The sequence below is a fragment of the Paenibacillus sp. FSL W7-1287 genome (assembly GCF_038004245.1).
In the GTDB taxonomy this organism is placed as follows: domain Bacteria; phylum Bacillota; class Bacilli; order Paenibacillales; family Paenibacillaceae; genus Pristimantibacillus; species Pristimantibacillus camelliae.
Map to the genome: position 1 here is coordinate 1,838,441 of NZ_JBBORD010000001.1, position 15,847 is coordinate 1,854,287.

A 15,847-nucleotide genomic window follows, 5' to 3' on the forward strand; every position below is an offset into this window, starting at 1 on the left:
CGATCATAGAGTCATAAATATCTAATCTGCCGCATTAATAATAGTAGAGGTATGTAATTCTAGTGAATGCACCTTAAATGCGGAGGTATATTATGGCCAAAAATAACCGAGGTAAATCATTGTACAAGCAGCCTTCAAGATCTCGCGGTACATGCCCCATCTGTTTGGCGACACGTACCAAGCTGCTCGAAACTTGTAAAAAAGCTGATGGCACGCAGCTGAGTGTATGCAAGCGCTGCAGTAACGCCTCAGCTGAGCGAATTGAGTCTGCGGTCAATACGCGCTTACCGCTTGCGTTTCGCAGGAAGCATAGGAAGGCATTCCATCAGCTGAAAGCACAGCAACTGAAGTAGCGAGCATATCTCGCACACTGAAGAAGTCCAGTCGAAATCTATTGAATTCGATTGGGCTTTTTTAATATGTTTCTAGTTTTTAATATTGTTATTTTCAGATATCGGTGTAAAATTTATGTAGCGACTACAAGAAATGATTGATTAAAATTACAACGCCTCTCGCTAAGCTTTACCTGAGTTACAAGTACAATTTTCCAGATTTTCTTCAATGATAACTATGATAGACTGTTGTATATTCAATCAAAGGGGTGGGCGAAAGAGGTGAGCGCGCAATGATCGTAAAGACTCCATGGCCTCGAAAGCTTATTAGCTTCATAATATCCATTACTTTGTTATTATTTATAATTTTGACGTTATTCACACCATTGAGTATGGCAGAAGCTCCCGATCATGAAGATCGAATTCCAGCATTATTGAATTTAAGCACGGGCTTCGAACATGAATTTTATGCTGATTTAGATGGTGAATGGTTCTTTTTTGAAGAAAAACTACTCTCGCCAACTGACGTTTATCATTACATTATAAGAGATCAGACGAGTACCGTACATATCCCTAGCTCATTTAAAAAACAGATTGGAGCTTCCGATACTTTTGGCACCTATGCAACGAGGGTCAAGATACCTGAAGAATATATCGGAAGAACACTTGCCATTCACATCCATTTTCAATATAGCGCCTATAAGCTATTCGCGGATCGGGTTGAAATAGCTAGTAAGAGTACCGTCGGCACGAATGCTTTAGAGCATCGAACAGAAATGTCGCCTATGCTTGGCTACTTCGTTCCAATTACAGAAGAGATTCTGTTGACGCTACAGATATCGAGCTTTAACGATTTGCGTGGTGGCCTTGAGAATTCGATGTATATCGGTGATGCTGCAGTCGTCGGACAAAATTTCTATACCAACGTTATTTGGATGCTATTTGTCATCGGCTGTATTGTCATTATGGGAATCTTCACCATTCTTTTTGCTTGGTTTCGTAGGCAAGAAAGGAAGTTCTTAATTTTTGGACTTTTTTGCATTAGTTATGCGATTCAAGCTTTTTTTGGAGATCCATTCTTTTATACATTAACGTTGCTACGCGTTTCATTTGAGTGGGGAACAAGGCTAGAGTATTTATTTGCTGAGGCAAGTCTGTTAATGCTCATTCTGTTATTCTCTCAATGGTATCCCAAGTTTTCTAAGCGAGTATTAACGAGCGTATTTGCTGTAACGGTGCTTATTATGCTATTAACGATTGTAACTAAGCCCATTATGTTTCAGCAGCTGTTTCAGTATGTTTTTTGTTTGTCGTTATTTGTCGCAGTGTATGCCATCTATATCATACGAATTAGCTTTAAAGACCTAGAAATTCATGATTCACCTAATCTGATTGGACTAATTATTGTAGCTCTTGGCTTATTAAACGATTATATGATGTCGCTTGGCTGGATACATTCTATAAAACTATCCTTGCTTGCCGTAGGCGTCTATGTTGTAGCTCAAGTGTTTATTATGAGTAAAAGCTATGCGAATAAGGTCCAAGAAACAGAGGATCTCAACAATAGTTTAACGCTATTGAATGCGACATTGGATGAGCAGGTGAATGTAAGAACAAGAGAGCTGAAGCTTGCCAATGAGCAACTGGCACACCAAGCGACCATTGATAGCTTGACGGGATTGTATAACCGGCATCGCTTTAATGCATTTTTCCGGCAAGCGTTTCAGGAAGCACTTGATCAACGGACACCTCTATCGGTTATTGTGCTTGATCTGGATGAATTTAAGAAATATAACGATTACTACGGTCATTTACAGGGTGATAAACTCATTAAGGAAATTGTCCATATAACAAGTCAAAAGTTACCGCCAAACAGCTTATATGCTCGCTTTGGTGGAGAGGAATTTGTCGTAGTACTTCCATATACGCTGCAGGAAGAAGCCGTTAAAATTGCAGAGTGTATGAGAGCTGCTGTGGAGGATGCGAAGCTGCTTCATGAGGGGAGACAGAATGAACGCTATGCCACAATTAGCTTAGGTGTTGCGACTCTCGATCATAGGGCGCAATTTCGCTTCGAGACTGAGCTCATCGATGCAGCGGATCAGCAGCTTTATCGTGCGAAGCGGGAAGGAAGAAATCGGGCCTATGCCGTATCGTATGAAATGACATGAAGAAAGGGCAGATTGAAAGCCTGAATGCTGTATCATTTACAGCTTCAAGTAAGTCCAATTTGCCCTGATGTTAATGATTTACGGTCTTATCTACGTCCTCTTCCACCGGATCGACCTGGCTTGCTTGCTTGATTTCGTGATCTACTGCTGTTGTTTGAGCGAGTCGAAGATGATTTCTTGGTTGATCTAGGTTTTATACCCTTGGCCAAATCAAGATCAGCTTGTGTAATTTCCCAAGGACTATTTTTCTTTGTCTTCGGTCTCGGTTTGCCCACATCTGCTGAAGCTGGTGATGAAGATGCTCTATCCTGTCTACCTTTCGAAGGCTGCTTACGAGCAGAGTTCATGCGAGATTTTGCTGCGGATGAACTTACAGATGTCCCGTCTTGTTCCAGCTCACGTCGGACAATTCTTTGCTTAATGCTTCGTTCAATAGCTTCCAGCTTATTAGCATCTCTAGCGGTAGCAAGGGTAATCGCATAGCCAGCATGACCAGCTCGTCCAGTACGACCGATACGATGAATATAGCTTTCAGCGTCTAGCGGCATATCGTAGTTATAGACATGGGATACTCCTTCAACGTCTAGACCACGTGCAGCAACATCGGTAGCAACAAGGATCTGAAGCTTCATATCTCTAAAGCGTTTCATTACTTGCTCACGCTTAGCCTGTGTCAAGTCGCCATGGAGCTCGTCAGCATTGAAGCCTTCATCCTGCAAAGCCTCCGTTAGCTTTGAAGCACGCAGCTTCGTACGGCAGAAAATAACCGCTAAAAAAGGGTTGTTTGTGCGAAGCAGCTGAATAAGCGCACCTTGCTTTGCTCGGTCAGTTGTCATCACGACACGCTGCTTAATGTTATCAAGCGTGACTTGCTGAGACTTGATCTCAATATATTGCGGCTTGTTCATTAGCGAACCAGCGAGGTTGCGGATAGCGTCAGGCATCGTTGCCGAGAACAGCATCGATTGCTTTGCTTTAGGTGTTTGCATAAGTATCGATTCGACTTCAGGCAAAAATCCCATATGGAGCATTTGGTCGGCTTCATCTAGCACCATATGCGTTAGCTTTCCAATGCTCATGCTGCCGCGTCTAAGATGGTCTAATAATCGACCAGGTGTTGCAACGACGATTTGTGGAGCGTTTTTAAGCTTCTTAACCTGCGCAATAACATCTTGTCCACCATAGCAGGCAAGAACAGATGCGTTAACTACGCTAGCTAATTTCTTTAACTCACTAGTAATTTGAATCGCGAGCTCGCGTGTCGGTGTTAAGATTAGTGCCTGTACTTGATCTTTGTCCGTTCGTACCTGCATTAAAATGGGTAGGATAAAGGCTAGAGTTTTGCCTGTACCTGTCTGAGCTTTAGCAATAAGATCTGCTCCGTTCAGCAATGCGGGTATAGCTTCTGCTTGAATCGGGGTAGGCTCGGAGATTCCATGTAGCTGCAGTTGGGTAGCAAGCTGCTCGGTTACTCCTAATTGAATAAATTTGTTTGTCATCACGATATGTCCTCATTTCTTTTCATCTGTATTAGTATACCAGTTGTAACCAATGAGTGCATCATTTGCTTTCATATGTTATGCTAAAGTATCTGTGTTATTTTTTCACTCAGCAAAATGGAGGTGTTTCTTATCGCATTCGGTATCACGCGAGCTGAATTAGAAGCTTGGAAAGCAGCAATCGACCAAGGCGAAATCGCTTTTTTAACTCATTATTGGCGAGATGCACGCTTCCCAAACAGCCGAACCGTTACGAAAGTTGGCTGTCGTGATGTCAATAAGCTTGCTTCATGGTGCATCGAGCATCATTTAGATCCTCAATATATTCATTATAGAGATAAATATCCGCATTTTGATTTACTCGGCCCTTATCAATATAAGGTTTTGCAGCAACTTGGTCTTCATGATCATATTGTACGTTTTGGACTACATAAGCAACGTCAATAAAACTACGAAACAATGAAGAAAGTGTGGTGCAGCCAATGTTCTACCGAGTATGGCAAGTAGCTCTAGTTGCTGGACTGTCATGTGTGTGCGGTATAAATTATACATGGTATAGATGGTTCGATTATCAAATTCTTGGAATTAATAAAGGGTCGTTATATATAAGCCTGCAAGTATGGGGGTACGTGCTGTTAGCACTGGGCGTGCTTCTGGCGCTGTCCATTCCAGCTAGAAAGTTTACCAACGTTAAAATGATCGACAAGCAGCTGGAAATCGTGGTGGCCGTCGTATTCGTGCTTCAGCTGCCGATTGTAAGCCTATGGTTTATGGCACTGTTTATGCAGGGGGGAGAAGCAGTAAGTGGTGTGCTCATTCATTTAATATTGCTTGGTCTTGCACTTAACAGCTACCTTTCAAGTTATCCTCCGAGTAAGCAGCAGGATTTGCCCGATACAACTGAGGAGGCACCTCATGTCTCTTGACTTGACACTGCTTTGCAGGATTAATATAATCAATTATAAATGTAAACAGTAATGCAACGAAGAGGAATAGTATGATCGATCTCAAGCTTCAGAGAACCGGCGGTTGGTGAAAGCCGGTGCTTGAACGAGCGGAACTCGCCTTGGAGCAGTGTATGAACACCAATTATGGTAAATACACCGTATGTCTGCGATAAAGACAATAAAGTGAACAGCTCGTATAGCATACGGCTGTTAACTAGGGTGGTACCACGTGAGCAATCCTCTCGTCCCTAGCGTTAATCCGCGGGGAGAGAGGTTTTTTTGTGTACATTAAAGGAGGAGTATCAATGAGTCAAGAGCAATCAAGACATGGCTACAGTCCATTATCGATTGAACCAAAATGGCAAAAGTATTGGGATGAGAACAAAACATTTAAAACAGGCGAGGACAAAAATAAGCCGAAGTTTTACGCGCTTGATATGTTTCCTTATCCATCTGGCGCTGGCTTGCATGTCGGACATCCAGAGGGTTATACCGCAACAGATATCGTCTCGCGCTACAAACGTATGCAAGGCTATAATGTTCTCCATCCGATGGGCTGGGATGCCTTCGGTCTACCTGCGGAGCAGCATGCGCTGAATACAGGTCAGCATCCAAGAGATATTACATTTGTTAACATTGATAATTTCCGTCGTCAGATTAAGTCACTCGGCTTCTCTTACGACTGGGATCGTGAAATTAGCACGACAGATCCAGAATATTATAAATGGACGCAGTGGATTTTTATTCAGCTTTATAACAGAGGCTTAGCGTATGTTGATGAGGTGCCTGTTAACTGGTGTCCAGCGCTTGGTACCGTGCTTGCTAATGAAGAAGTTATCGATGGCCTGAGTGAGCGTGGTGGTCACCCCGTTATTCGCAAACCAATGCGTCAGTGGGTACTGAAAATTACGGAATATGCAGAGCGCTTGCTAGAAGACCTAGAGGAGCTTGATTGGTCAGAAAGCATTAAAGACATGCAGCGCAACTGGATCGGCAAATCTACCGGTGCAGAAGTAACATTCTCTATTGATGGTCATGATGAGTCGCTTGTCGTATTTACGACACGTCCGGATACTCTATTTGGAGCAACTTATTGCGTACTAGCGCCTGAGCATAGCCTAGTAGCGCAAATTACAACAGAAGAGCAAAAAGCTGTTGTAGAAGCATATCAAGAGACAGCAGCTCGTAAGTCTGATCTTGAACGTACGGATCTTGCGAAGGAAAAAACAGGTGTCTTTACTGGTGCATATGCGATTAACCCAGTTAACGGAGCTAAGCTTCCGATCTGGATTGCTGATTATGTATTAGCAGGCTACGGCACTGGTGCGATTATGGCTGTACCTGGTCACGATTCCCGTGACTATGAGTTTGCTACGCAATTTGAGCTGCCAATTATAGAGGTCGTTTCTGGTGGAGACATTTCTAAGGAAGCCTACACAGGCGATGGAGCTCATGTCAACTCTGAGTTTTTGAACGGTCTTAACAATGAAGATGCTATCGCTGCGATGATTAAGCATCTAGAGGAAACAGGCAAAGGAAAAGCGAAGGTTACATATCGCTTGAGAGATTGGCTGTTTTCACGTCAACGTTATTGGGGAGAGCCAATTCCAATTCTACATCTTGAGGACGGCACAATGAAAACTGTTCCGGAGGATCAGCTTCCATTATTGCTTCCTGATGTGGATGCGATTCAGCCTTCAGGCACAGGTGAGTCACCGCTTGCTAATGTCGAGGACTGGGTGAACACCATTGATCCAGAGACAGGTATGAAGGCGCGTCGCGAGACGAATACGATGCCGCAATGGGCGGGAAGCTGCTGGTATTATCTGCGCTTTATCGATCCAAAAAATACAGAGCAGATTTGCTCACCTGAGAAACAAGCAGAATGGCTACCAGTTGATCTATATATCGGTGGTGCTGAGCATGCGGTGCTGCATCTGTTATATGCTCGCTTCTGGCATAAAGTACTTTATGATATTGGCGTTGTAAATACAAAAGAACCATTCCAAAAGCTTGTTAACCAAGGAATGATTCTAGGTACGAACAACGAAAAAATGTCTAAATCGCGTGGCAATGTTATTAATCCTGACGATATCGTAAACGAGTATGGTGCAGATACACTGCGCATTTACGAAATGTTTATGGGACCGCTTGAAGCGACGAAGCCATGGAACACGAACGGGGTAGAAGGCTCCTATCGTTTCCTAGGTCGGATCTGGAGACTATTCGTAACAGAATCTGGTGCGCTTAACCCACGTATTTCCGATACAGAGCAAGCTAGCGAAGCCTTTATGCGTACATGGCACCGTTCGATTAAGAAAATTACGGACGATGTAGAGCATCTACGATTTAATACAGCGATCAGCCAAATGATGATCTTTGTTAATGAAGCGTATAAAGCTGATGTGCTGCCTCGCAAAGCGATGGAAGACTTCGTTAAAATGATTGCGCCATTCGCACCTCATTTAGCTGAAGAACTATGGGAGCTGCTTGGACATTCAGGTACGATTACGTATCAATCATGGCCTACGTTTGATGAAGCTTGGACTGTAGATCAGCAAGTGGAAATTGTCGTTCAAGTAAATGGTAAAATAGTAGAGCGTTTATCGATTGCTGCAGACTTAGATGAAGCAGGCATGGAAGAACAAGCGAAGCAGCTGCCTAAGGTTGCAGAGCTTATTCAAGGAAAAACTGTTCGAAAAGTTATTGCCGTAAAAGGTAAGCTTGTAAATATTGTAGCTAACTAATCAACGATAGTAAGAGATAAGAGAGGTAGCGGGCATAGCTGAAGCACAGCTATTGCTCGCGTACCTCTTCTTTCTTAAATTGAGCACTAACAACCTCAACATCTTCAAAATACTTGGCATGGGTTGTGCGAATCAGGCTATTGAATAAGCCTGTAGAGTCTTTTTTGAGCATTGCTAAAGCTTTTGCTGTTATACCTCCAGGTACTGCAACTCTTCGTTGAACCTCTTCTGGTGTCATCCCACCTTCAGTAAGCAATAAGCCAGTACCGAGCATCATATTGCTCGCAATCATCATCGCTGCATCGCGTGAGATTCCAGTTTCCTCAACGGCTGCATCAACAAATTGCTGCAGAAAGAACGACATAAACGCTGGCCCACAGCTAGATATATCTGAAACGATTCTTGTATAGCTTTCTTCAATACGGATAGGCTCGCTAATATAGGCAAGCAGCTGCTCCAGCATCGTTTGATGTGCCTCATCGATTTGTTCGCTATATATACAAAGTGTTGCTCCGCTCCACATTTTGTTCGTTATACTTGGGATTATTTTAGCAATATGACAGTTTAGCTCCTGTTCCAAATGTGACAGCTGCACAGGGCTCGTAATTGATACAATGAGCTGTTCATCTCTTACGAATGGTTTGATTTCCGAGATGACATGAGCAAACTCATGAGGCTTGATACATAAAAAAACAATATCTGCATGCTGTACGACAGCTGTATTGGTTTGCTTAGCCTGCAGGCCAGGAAATTTGCATGCGAGCTGCTCAACCTTGGAATACGTTCGATTGCTCACACTTATCTGGTTCGGCTCCACAGCCTCAGCTATTATAAAAGCTTCTATTAATAGGCTCCCCATACTTCCTGCTCCGATAAATCCAATATTCATCACGTTCCCCTCCTATTTATGAAAGTGTGAAAGCTCTATTCATCCTATCGTATTCGATACCGCTTGTTTGTTATGTCAGAAATATACAGAAAGAGGTGAGCTCTTATGTTATCTATGAACAACGAGAAAGATCGGATGCGTTACATCCTAATTGGTATTTTATGCACAGGCTTTCTATGCGTGATTATTGCCTTATGTCTCCAGCTTCGCGGCGATGCCGTTGGGGAAGAAATTGCTGTTGATGAGCTTCTGCAGCAATACTGGCAAGAGCAGCAGGTAGCTGCTATAGATGAGCAAGCGACAGATATAACAGCTGCAGCTCCCGAAATAAATTCAGGTACAGAATCAGAGCTGGATAGTAGTAGTGTGAGCGTCACGGAAGCTGCAGATTCACTGAACGAAGAGAAGATAGAGTCAACTATTGCGGTCATGGCGGAAGATGATGCCGGGAAAATAGATATCAACCGTGCAACAGCAGAACAATTGCAGCAGCTGAAAGGGATTGGTCCGTCTAAAGCTAAAGCGATCATCGATGACCGAGAGCATAAGGGAAGCTTCCATTCTATCGAGGATATAAAGCGAGTGAAGGGTATTGGTGAAAAACTTTATGCAGGGATTAAAGAAAGTATTGTAGCAAATCCATAGTTGGTTCATAATGGTAAGGAGTCATGATAAATAGGATATATTACCACTTTAGGAGGAATGTTTTATGTCTGAGGAAAAAAAGCTTTCTCTAGAAACATTATCTATTCACGGAGGTCAAAGCATCGATCCAACTACGATGTCTCGTGCAGTTCCTATTTACCAAACAACATCCTATGGCTTTAAAGATACAGATCATGCAGCTAATCTATTCGGATTAGCAGAGTTTGGTAATATTTATACCCGTATTATGAATCCGACAACGGATGTTCTAGAAAATCGTGTGGCGCAAATGGAGGGTGGAGCGGCAGCATTAGCAGTTGCATCTGGACAAGCTGCGATTACATACGCAATCCTTAATATTGCGGAATCAGGTGATGAGATAGTTTCTGCTACTAGCTTATATGGCGGTACATACAATTTATTCGCCCATACGTTCAAAAAGCTAGGCATTACTGTTCGATTCGCTGATCCATCTGATCCAAACAATTTCCGCGAGCTTATTAATGAAAAAACGAAAGCGGTATTTGCTGAGACGATCGGAAATCCTAAGGGAGATATTATTGATATCGAAGCGGTTGCTGCGATTGCTCATGAGCATGGCATTCCTTTTATTGTCGACAATACATTCCCAAGTCCATACCTGTGCCGTCCTATCGAGCATGGAGCTGATATTGTTGTTCATTCAGCGACGAAGTTTATCGGTGGTCATGGTACATCCATTGGTGGTGTAATCGTTGATAGTGGTAAGTTCGATTGGGCTGCGAGCAACAAATTCCCAGGCTTAACTGAACCAGATCCAAGCTACCATGGTGTTGTCTTTACACAGGCTGTAGGACCGATTGCATATATTATTAAAGCACGCGTGCAGCTTCTTCGTGATATGGGTGCTGCTTTATCGCCTTTCAATGCGTTTTTATTGCTGCAAGGACTGGAAACGCTTCATCTACGTATGGAAAGACATAGCGAAAATGCACTTGCGGTTGCAAAATACCTAGAGGCACATGATGCGGTTGAATGGGTCAACTATCCAGGCTTGGAGAGCCACCCGTCCTACGATCTAGCTCAGAAGTATTTACCAGAAGGACAAGGTGCAATCATGACCTTCGGCATCAAGGGCGGCGTAGAGGCAGGTAAAAAGCTCATTAATGCAGTAAAGCTATTCTCTCATCTGGCGAATGTTGGAGACTCCAAGTCACTTATCATTCACCCTGCGAGCACTACACATCAGCAGCTTGGCGAAGCAGAGCAAATCGCTGCCGGCGTACTTCCTGGTATGGTCCGTCTATCTGTCGGTACGGAAGGAATTGACGATATCATTGCAGATCTAGAGCAAGCGATCGCAAGCAGCCAACAAGCTTAATTGTCATCGATATGGTCTCACCTGCGCAAGCTTTGCAATCCTACGCGTATTGGGATTATAATATTGCTAACATGAAATGCGAGGAAGGGAAGATCAACATGCAAAGCAAGCAACGAGAGCATGCTCGTAAGGATTGGGATACTTATTTTATGGATATTGCATATATGGTATCCACTCGCTCAAGGTGTCACCGCAGACATGTTGGAGCGGTTCTAGTACAAGGTAAGAAACTGCTTGGTACCGCGTACAACGGTGCTCCTATGGGAGTAGAAGATTGTGAAGAAGCAGGCTGTATGATCACTGAGGAATTTGAGCTCGTCCATAATGAGCATGGTGAGGAACAGGTCGTTAAAAAACAGCGCTGCATCCGTACCATCCATGCCGAGCAAAACCTTTTGCTGTTTACCGATCGAATTGATCGTGAAGGCTCCGTAGTATATGTGACAGATCAGCCTTGCTGGACCTGTGCGAATATGCTAGCTAATAGTGGTGTGAAAGAAATCGTATTTCATCGGCCATATGCGAAAGACGACCAAAAGGTTCGTCATTTAATGGAGCAGGTAGGCATTATTTTTAGATCATTAGATTTGTACGAGCCGCCAGCACATGCGGCGATGGATATTCAACCATAGCAACCATATAGTAGATAAAAGGAAGAACCTAGACATTGACGTCTAGGTTCTTTTTTTGTTGAGGAGGAAAGTGAACGTTGAACAAAAGACCGGTTGTATATATCGTAATATCCTTTTTACTTGGGCATGTTGCGGCCTCGAATCAGCAGCTGAATCTGTGGATTTATCTATTAATGGCATTTATATTGTGTATAAGCATAGCACTGCTGTTTAAGCGATGTACAATAAAGCTGGCTGTGCTATGTCTACTGCTGTTTTTGGGAGGTTCTGCAGAGCGATATATGGTCGACGCTCGAAACGTTACTGCTTTGCCTGAGCAGCTCCAGGAAGCCAATGTGCAAGCGACTGGTATGATTGTCAGTGAAGTAGAGCTGGATGGAGATCGTGCTAAGTTTGTGCTTCAATCCGCTCAGCTGATAGTTAACGGTGAGGAATATGTCTTAGACAGAGCTGAAAAGTTTATCGTTCACGTGACGTTAGCTGCTGAAGAAGAGCTGTTTGAAGCGAAGCAATGGCATCGCGGCTTAGAAATTAAACTTGCAGGAGAGCTATCTGTACCTGAGGAAGCAAGCAATGCAGGGGCGTTCAATTATCGAATGTATTTGAAGCAGCAAGGCATTCACTGGCTATGGAAAAGCAAGGGTAGCAGCAATGTGAAAATTATAAAACAAGCGCGGCATATTAGCTATATGTATCATGGCGTCGACGAAATACGAAAAAAACTTGCAGCTCCACTAGACGACTTGTTTTCATCAGAGGAAAGCGGCTATCTTAAAGGATTAATATTAGGTATACGAGCGGAGCTTGATCCTGAACAATTTCGAAGCTTCTCCACACTTGGTCTAACTCATATATTAGCAATATCTGGATTGCATGTAGCCGTGTTTATGTATATGGTAACGGCACTGCTCAAGCTGCTTCGTCGCAGTAAAGAGCAAATCATCTATTCGCTCCTAATTGCCATTCCGTTCTATGTTGCACTAACAGGTGCATCGCCCTCCGTACTAAGAGCTGGCATGATGGCAATGATCGGACTAATTGCTGCACGAGCGGGTAAGCTGAAGGATGGCCTTCACATTATTGCGATCGTTGCGGCTTTACTCGTGTTGTGGGATCCATATATGCTTCATGATGTCAGCTTTCAACTATCCTTCATCGTAACACTTGGACTTATTATAGGTGTTCCTGCTATTCAAAGCTTATTTTCTACATCTACACGATGGAAGTGGGCCTTGGACCTGCTTTCAATAACTATCGTTGCTCAGATCATCTCCTTCCCCGTTACGATATATTACTTTAATCAATTTCATATTCTATCATTGCTTGCTAATTTTTTTCTTGTACCATTCATAAGCACAGTCGTCATGCCCTTAGCGAGCATTGGGCTGCTGCTAGGGCATTTTTCATTAACGCTCGCCAAACCAATTTCCAGCATTGTCCATTGGTGCAATGAGCTAAGTTTTGATATCGTAGCTTTATTAGGAAATGTTCATCAGCTGCATACGATTTGGGCAACACCTTCACTCATATGGATCATTCTTTGGTATAGTTTATGGCTTGCGATATTTCGTTACTGGAAAGCTAAGCACGCAGTCGCTCAGGCTGAAGGCAGGAATATGGCGGATGATACAGAGCCAATTAATGTCATCGATGAATACAAACCAATCGATTATAAGCAATATGATCATTGGATAAAACGGAATGTTCAACCGTTAGTTTATACATTAGCGGTCGTACTACTTGTTGTATACGCTTATATTCCTCAATTGTTTAATCGGACGGGGACCATTAGCTTTCTTGATGTTGGACAAGGAGATGCTAGTCTCATTCGTACACCTACAGGGAAAATCATTCTTGTCGATGGCGGTGGAACTTTAAAGTTCGGAGAGCAAGAGGACTGGAAGCAGCGAAGGGATCCATTTGAGGTAGGGAAAAAGGTGCTGCTGCCACTGCTCATGAAGCGTGGTGTACACCACATTGATCTATTAATAATATCCCATCTTGATAGCGATCACATCGGAGGTTTATATGAAGTTGTCAAGCAAATTCCAGTGAAGGAGATTTGGTGGAATGGTAGCTTTGATACGACAGAGGATGCTGAAAAGCTCTTCTCATTAATTATGGAAAAGAGAATTCCATTGCGAACACCGCTCATCGGTGAATCGATAGCGGTAGATAGCTATACCCAAATTGATGTTCTGTGGCCATTGCTCGAGACTCCAAGTCATATAGAAGAATTAAAACGACAGAACGATCAGAGTCTTGTGTTTTTGCTTACTGTGTACAACTCTACTTTTTTATATACTGGAGATATTGGAAAGGAAGCAGAGGAACGTCTTGTGAACATGCATGCGGCTAAAGTTAAGGAAGGGCAGCTGGAGCCATTACCGACTATATCGGTATTGAAGGCAGCACATCATGGCAGTCGTTATTCAACAGACTATTCATGGCTATCCTATACGCAGCCAAGTAATACTGTTATTTCTGCTGGGCGCAACAATCGTTATGGACATCCTCATCCGGATGTTTTGGAAAGATTGTCACTATACAATAGCCTTGTCTGGCGTATTGATCAGCAAGGAGAAGTGATGTTTAAGGTGAAAAAAGATCAGCTTTATTACTGGAAATGGAAATAGACGGTGACGGATGTATCATTATTTGATATGCTTTATTGTGGTGGAATCTATAAATTAAAAGCTATATTATTTAACGAAAATAATTTCAAATAAAAATAATGATAACAGTTATAAAGCTGCAACCTTTAAGCACATCACTTCGTCAATAAGGTTGCATGAGAGGGGGAGCTTTCACGTGGTAGAGCCATCGCTAATAAAATCGGCTCAATCGGGTGATCGGGAAGCATTAGTCACTCTTTTGCGAGAGATTGAAAACCATGTGTATCGAACGGCTTACTATATATTAAACAATGAGCAGGATGCTCTTGATGCTTCTCAGGAAGCTCTTATTCGGATTTATACTAAAATAGATACGTATGAGGAAAAGGCTCAGTTTAAGACATGGGTACAGCGAATCGTTACCAATATTTGTATTGACAAGTTTAGACGCAGCAAACCAACCGTATCAATCGAAGAGCATGAGCTTGTGTTTCAGGAAAAAAGTAATGTCGAGCATGATGTGCTTGCCGCATTTGCTATGGATGATATTAGACAAGCAATTGAGCAGCTACCTGAACATCATCGAACTGTTGTAGTTTTACGGTATTTACAGGATTTCTCGTATAACGAGATAGCAGCTTCACTTGATCTGCCTTTAAATACGGTAAAGTCCTACTTATTCCGAGCGAGACAACAGCTACAGCAATTACTACAAGATTATCAGAAAGGTGGTGTTAGGGGATGATATGCACTGAAGTAGGTGAATTAATGCAGCGGCAATTAGATTATGATTTGAATGAGCAAGAGCTAACATTGTTGATGAATCATTTAACTGAATGTGACGCTTGTAAAGATTTATTTGAGAAGCTAACACTACTGTCAGGAAGCTTGGAACAGCTGCCTCGTGTAACTCCATCGGTAAGCATTGTAGATTCAATATTGCCGGAGCTTGATGCGATTGATCGACAAAGAGTAACCGCTCAATCGAAACATAAGCGTTATGCGAGAATGCGCTGGATTACAACTGCAGCAAGCGTTGCGGCAGCGGCTTCTGTCGTATTCATAATGTCATTGGGATGGAATGGCTCTCGATCAGATAATAGCGTAGCATATGATGTTGCCATTAGTTCTTCATCTGATACTCGTGTCGCACAACCATTTGATGTTTCTAATTTATTCAGAGACAATGAAGCAATGATGGAGCGTGCAAATGATATTCAAACAGAAAGCACAGGCGCTTACACGATCGAGCCGTTGTCAACACCGAGCGGTATTACACACAACACAGATACATCAGCTACAGAAGGTAATGCAAGTGGACAGTCGTCGGTTAAAACCAACACCCCACCTTTAGCAAGCGATTCTAATGCCTCAGATGCTAGTGATCAGTCAAGAAATGAATTTGATGAAGGAAGCAAGCAGGGCGGATTTGTTAAAAAAGATATGGAAAGGCCAGAGCAAGAAATGCTAGGTATTGCAGCTGTAACGGAGAATGAAGCCGACATGGAAGAGCCTAGTACAGGAATGCTTGGCATTGCGACTGAAACTTCTGAATTAGCGAAGAATTATTCTCCAGATGAAGAGGTCTATGTTGTTATTGAAGGGCATACAATAGCGTTGTATGAGACAAGTTCGAATGAGCAGCTCCGTACCTGGGAAATGTCTATCACAGGTACCGCGCAGTTTGTTGGTTGGGATTCAGAAAGTCAATCGTTTATTTACGAAGTTACGGATGTAGAAGGTCAAACTAATCGCTATACGATAAATCTAAATGAGCAAAACGAGTAACACTTTTATACCATGCTGCGTATATATACAGTATGTAACGTCTACGACTGGTACACACCGTCGTAAGACCATTCTATAGCTAGTGCCATGGAGCTAGCTAGGAATGTTAACATATAACAAAGGGATGCCTCATGAAAGTGCGGTCATCCCTTTGTTTTGTGCTATGAGCATTGAACTTTTCTAATGACAATGGTACACTTTGTCTCGATTCAACCTTAGGAG

General features: G+C 42.8%; 13 protein-coding genes and 1 other annotated feature. Of the genes, 11 read left to right on the top strand and 2 right to left on the bottom strand.

The annotated features are described in order from the left end of the window. Positions 1-92 precede the first annotated feature (92 nt). Positions 93-353 (top strand): hypothetical protein, encoded by a 261-nt coding sequence (locus NSQ99_RS08215; RefSeq protein WP_340836125.1) that lies wholly within the window; start codon positions 93-95, stop codon positions 351-353. A gap of 329 nt (positions 354-682) precedes the next feature. Beyond that, complete coding sequence (locus NSQ99_RS08220; RefSeq protein WP_340836126.1) at positions 683-2,503, top strand: sensor domain-containing diguanylate cyclase; 1,821 nt, start codon at positions 683-685, stop codon at positions 2,501-2,503. Between the two features lie 86 nt (positions 2,504-2,589). Here the strand turns inward: NSQ99_RS08220 and NSQ99_RS08225 are convergent, their stop codons facing one another. Continuing rightward, positions 2,590-4,002, bottom strand: a complete 1,413-nt coding sequence (locus NSQ99_RS08225; protein WP_340838764.1) for a DEAD/DEAH box helicase — start codon at positions 4,000-4,002, stop codon at positions 2,590-2,592. A gap of 132 nt (positions 4,003-4,134) precedes the next feature. Between NSQ99_RS08225 and NSQ99_RS08230 the strand changes: the two genes are divergently transcribed. From NSQ99_RS08230 to leuS, 3 genes are all read left to right on the top strand, one after another. After that, complete coding sequence (locus NSQ99_RS08230) at positions 4,135-4,449, top strand: hypothetical protein (protein ID WP_251670577.1); 315 nt, start codon at positions 4,135-4,137, stop codon at positions 4,447-4,449. 35 nt (positions 4,450-4,484) lie between these two features. Then, complete coding sequence (locus tag NSQ99_RS08235; protein ID WP_251670508.1) at positions 4,485-4,928, top strand: hypothetical protein; 444 nt, start codon at positions 4,485-4,487, stop codon at positions 4,926-4,928. A gap of 47 nt (positions 4,929-4,975) precedes the next feature. Next, positions 4,976-5,202, top strand: a binding site (T-box leader). 52 nt (positions 5,203-5,254) lie between these two features. Then, positions 5,255-7,696, top strand: coding sequence for a leucine--tRNA ligase (leuS, locus tag NSQ99_RS08240; RefSeq protein ID WP_340836131.1), 2,442 nt, complete (start codon positions 5,255-5,257; stop codon positions 7,694-7,696). Between the two features lie 49 nt (positions 7,697-7,745). On the opposite strand, the gene comER is transcribed toward leuS, so the two are convergent. Then, positions 7,746-8,585, bottom strand: a complete 840-nt coding sequence (comER, locus tag NSQ99_RS08245; protein WP_340836133.1) for a late competence protein ComER — start codon at positions 8,583-8,585, stop codon at positions 7,746-7,748. 114 nt (positions 8,586-8,699) lie between these two features. On the opposite strand from comER, the gene NSQ99_RS08250 reads away from it, so the two are divergent. The 6 genes from NSQ99_RS08250 to NSQ99_RS08275 all read left to right on the top strand — a co-directional run bounded on the left by NSQ99_RS08250 (position 8,700) and on the right by NSQ99_RS08275 (position 15,625). Beyond that, the gene (locus NSQ99_RS08250; protein ID WP_340836135.1) at positions 8,700-9,230 is read left to right on the top strand and encodes a ComEA family DNA-binding protein; all 531 of its coding nucleotides are present in this window, start codon (positions 8,700-8,702) and stop codon (positions 9,228-9,230) included. Between the two features lie 64 nt (positions 9,231-9,294). Beyond that, positions 9,295-10,590 (top strand): homocysteine synthase, encoded by a 1,296-nt coding sequence (locus NSQ99_RS08255; protein WP_251670517.1) that lies wholly within the window; start codon positions 9,295-9,297, stop codon positions 10,588-10,590. Between the two features lie 98 nt (positions 10,591-10,688). Beyond that, positions 10,689-11,222: a deoxycytidylate deaminase gene (locus NSQ99_RS08260; protein ID WP_340836138.1), complete on the top strand. Its 534-nt coding sequence runs from the start codon at positions 10,689-10,691 to the stop codon at positions 11,220-11,222. Positions 11,223-11,299: 77 nt separating this feature from the next. Then, a complete protein-coding gene (locus NSQ99_RS08265; protein ID WP_340836139.1) occupies positions 11,300-13,858 on the top strand; it encodes a ComEC/Rec2 family competence protein in 2,559 nt (852 codons plus the stop codon). A 175-nt stretch (positions 13,859-14,033) separates the two neighbouring features. Continuing rightward, positions 14,034-14,582, top strand: a complete 549-nt coding sequence (locus NSQ99_RS08270; RefSeq protein ID WP_251670523.1) for an RNA polymerase sigma factor — start codon at positions 14,034-14,036, stop codon at positions 14,580-14,582. Continuing rightward, positions 14,579-15,625 carry an anti-sigma factor family protein gene (locus NSQ99_RS08275; protein ID WP_340836140.1) on the top strand — a complete coding sequence of 349 codons (1,047 nt, stop codon included), beginning with the start codon at positions 14,579-14,581 and terminating at the stop codon, positions 15,623-15,625. The genes NSQ99_RS08270 and NSQ99_RS08275 overlap by 4 nt, the downstream gene beginning before the upstream one ends. Positions 15,626-15,847: the final 222 nt, after the last annotated feature.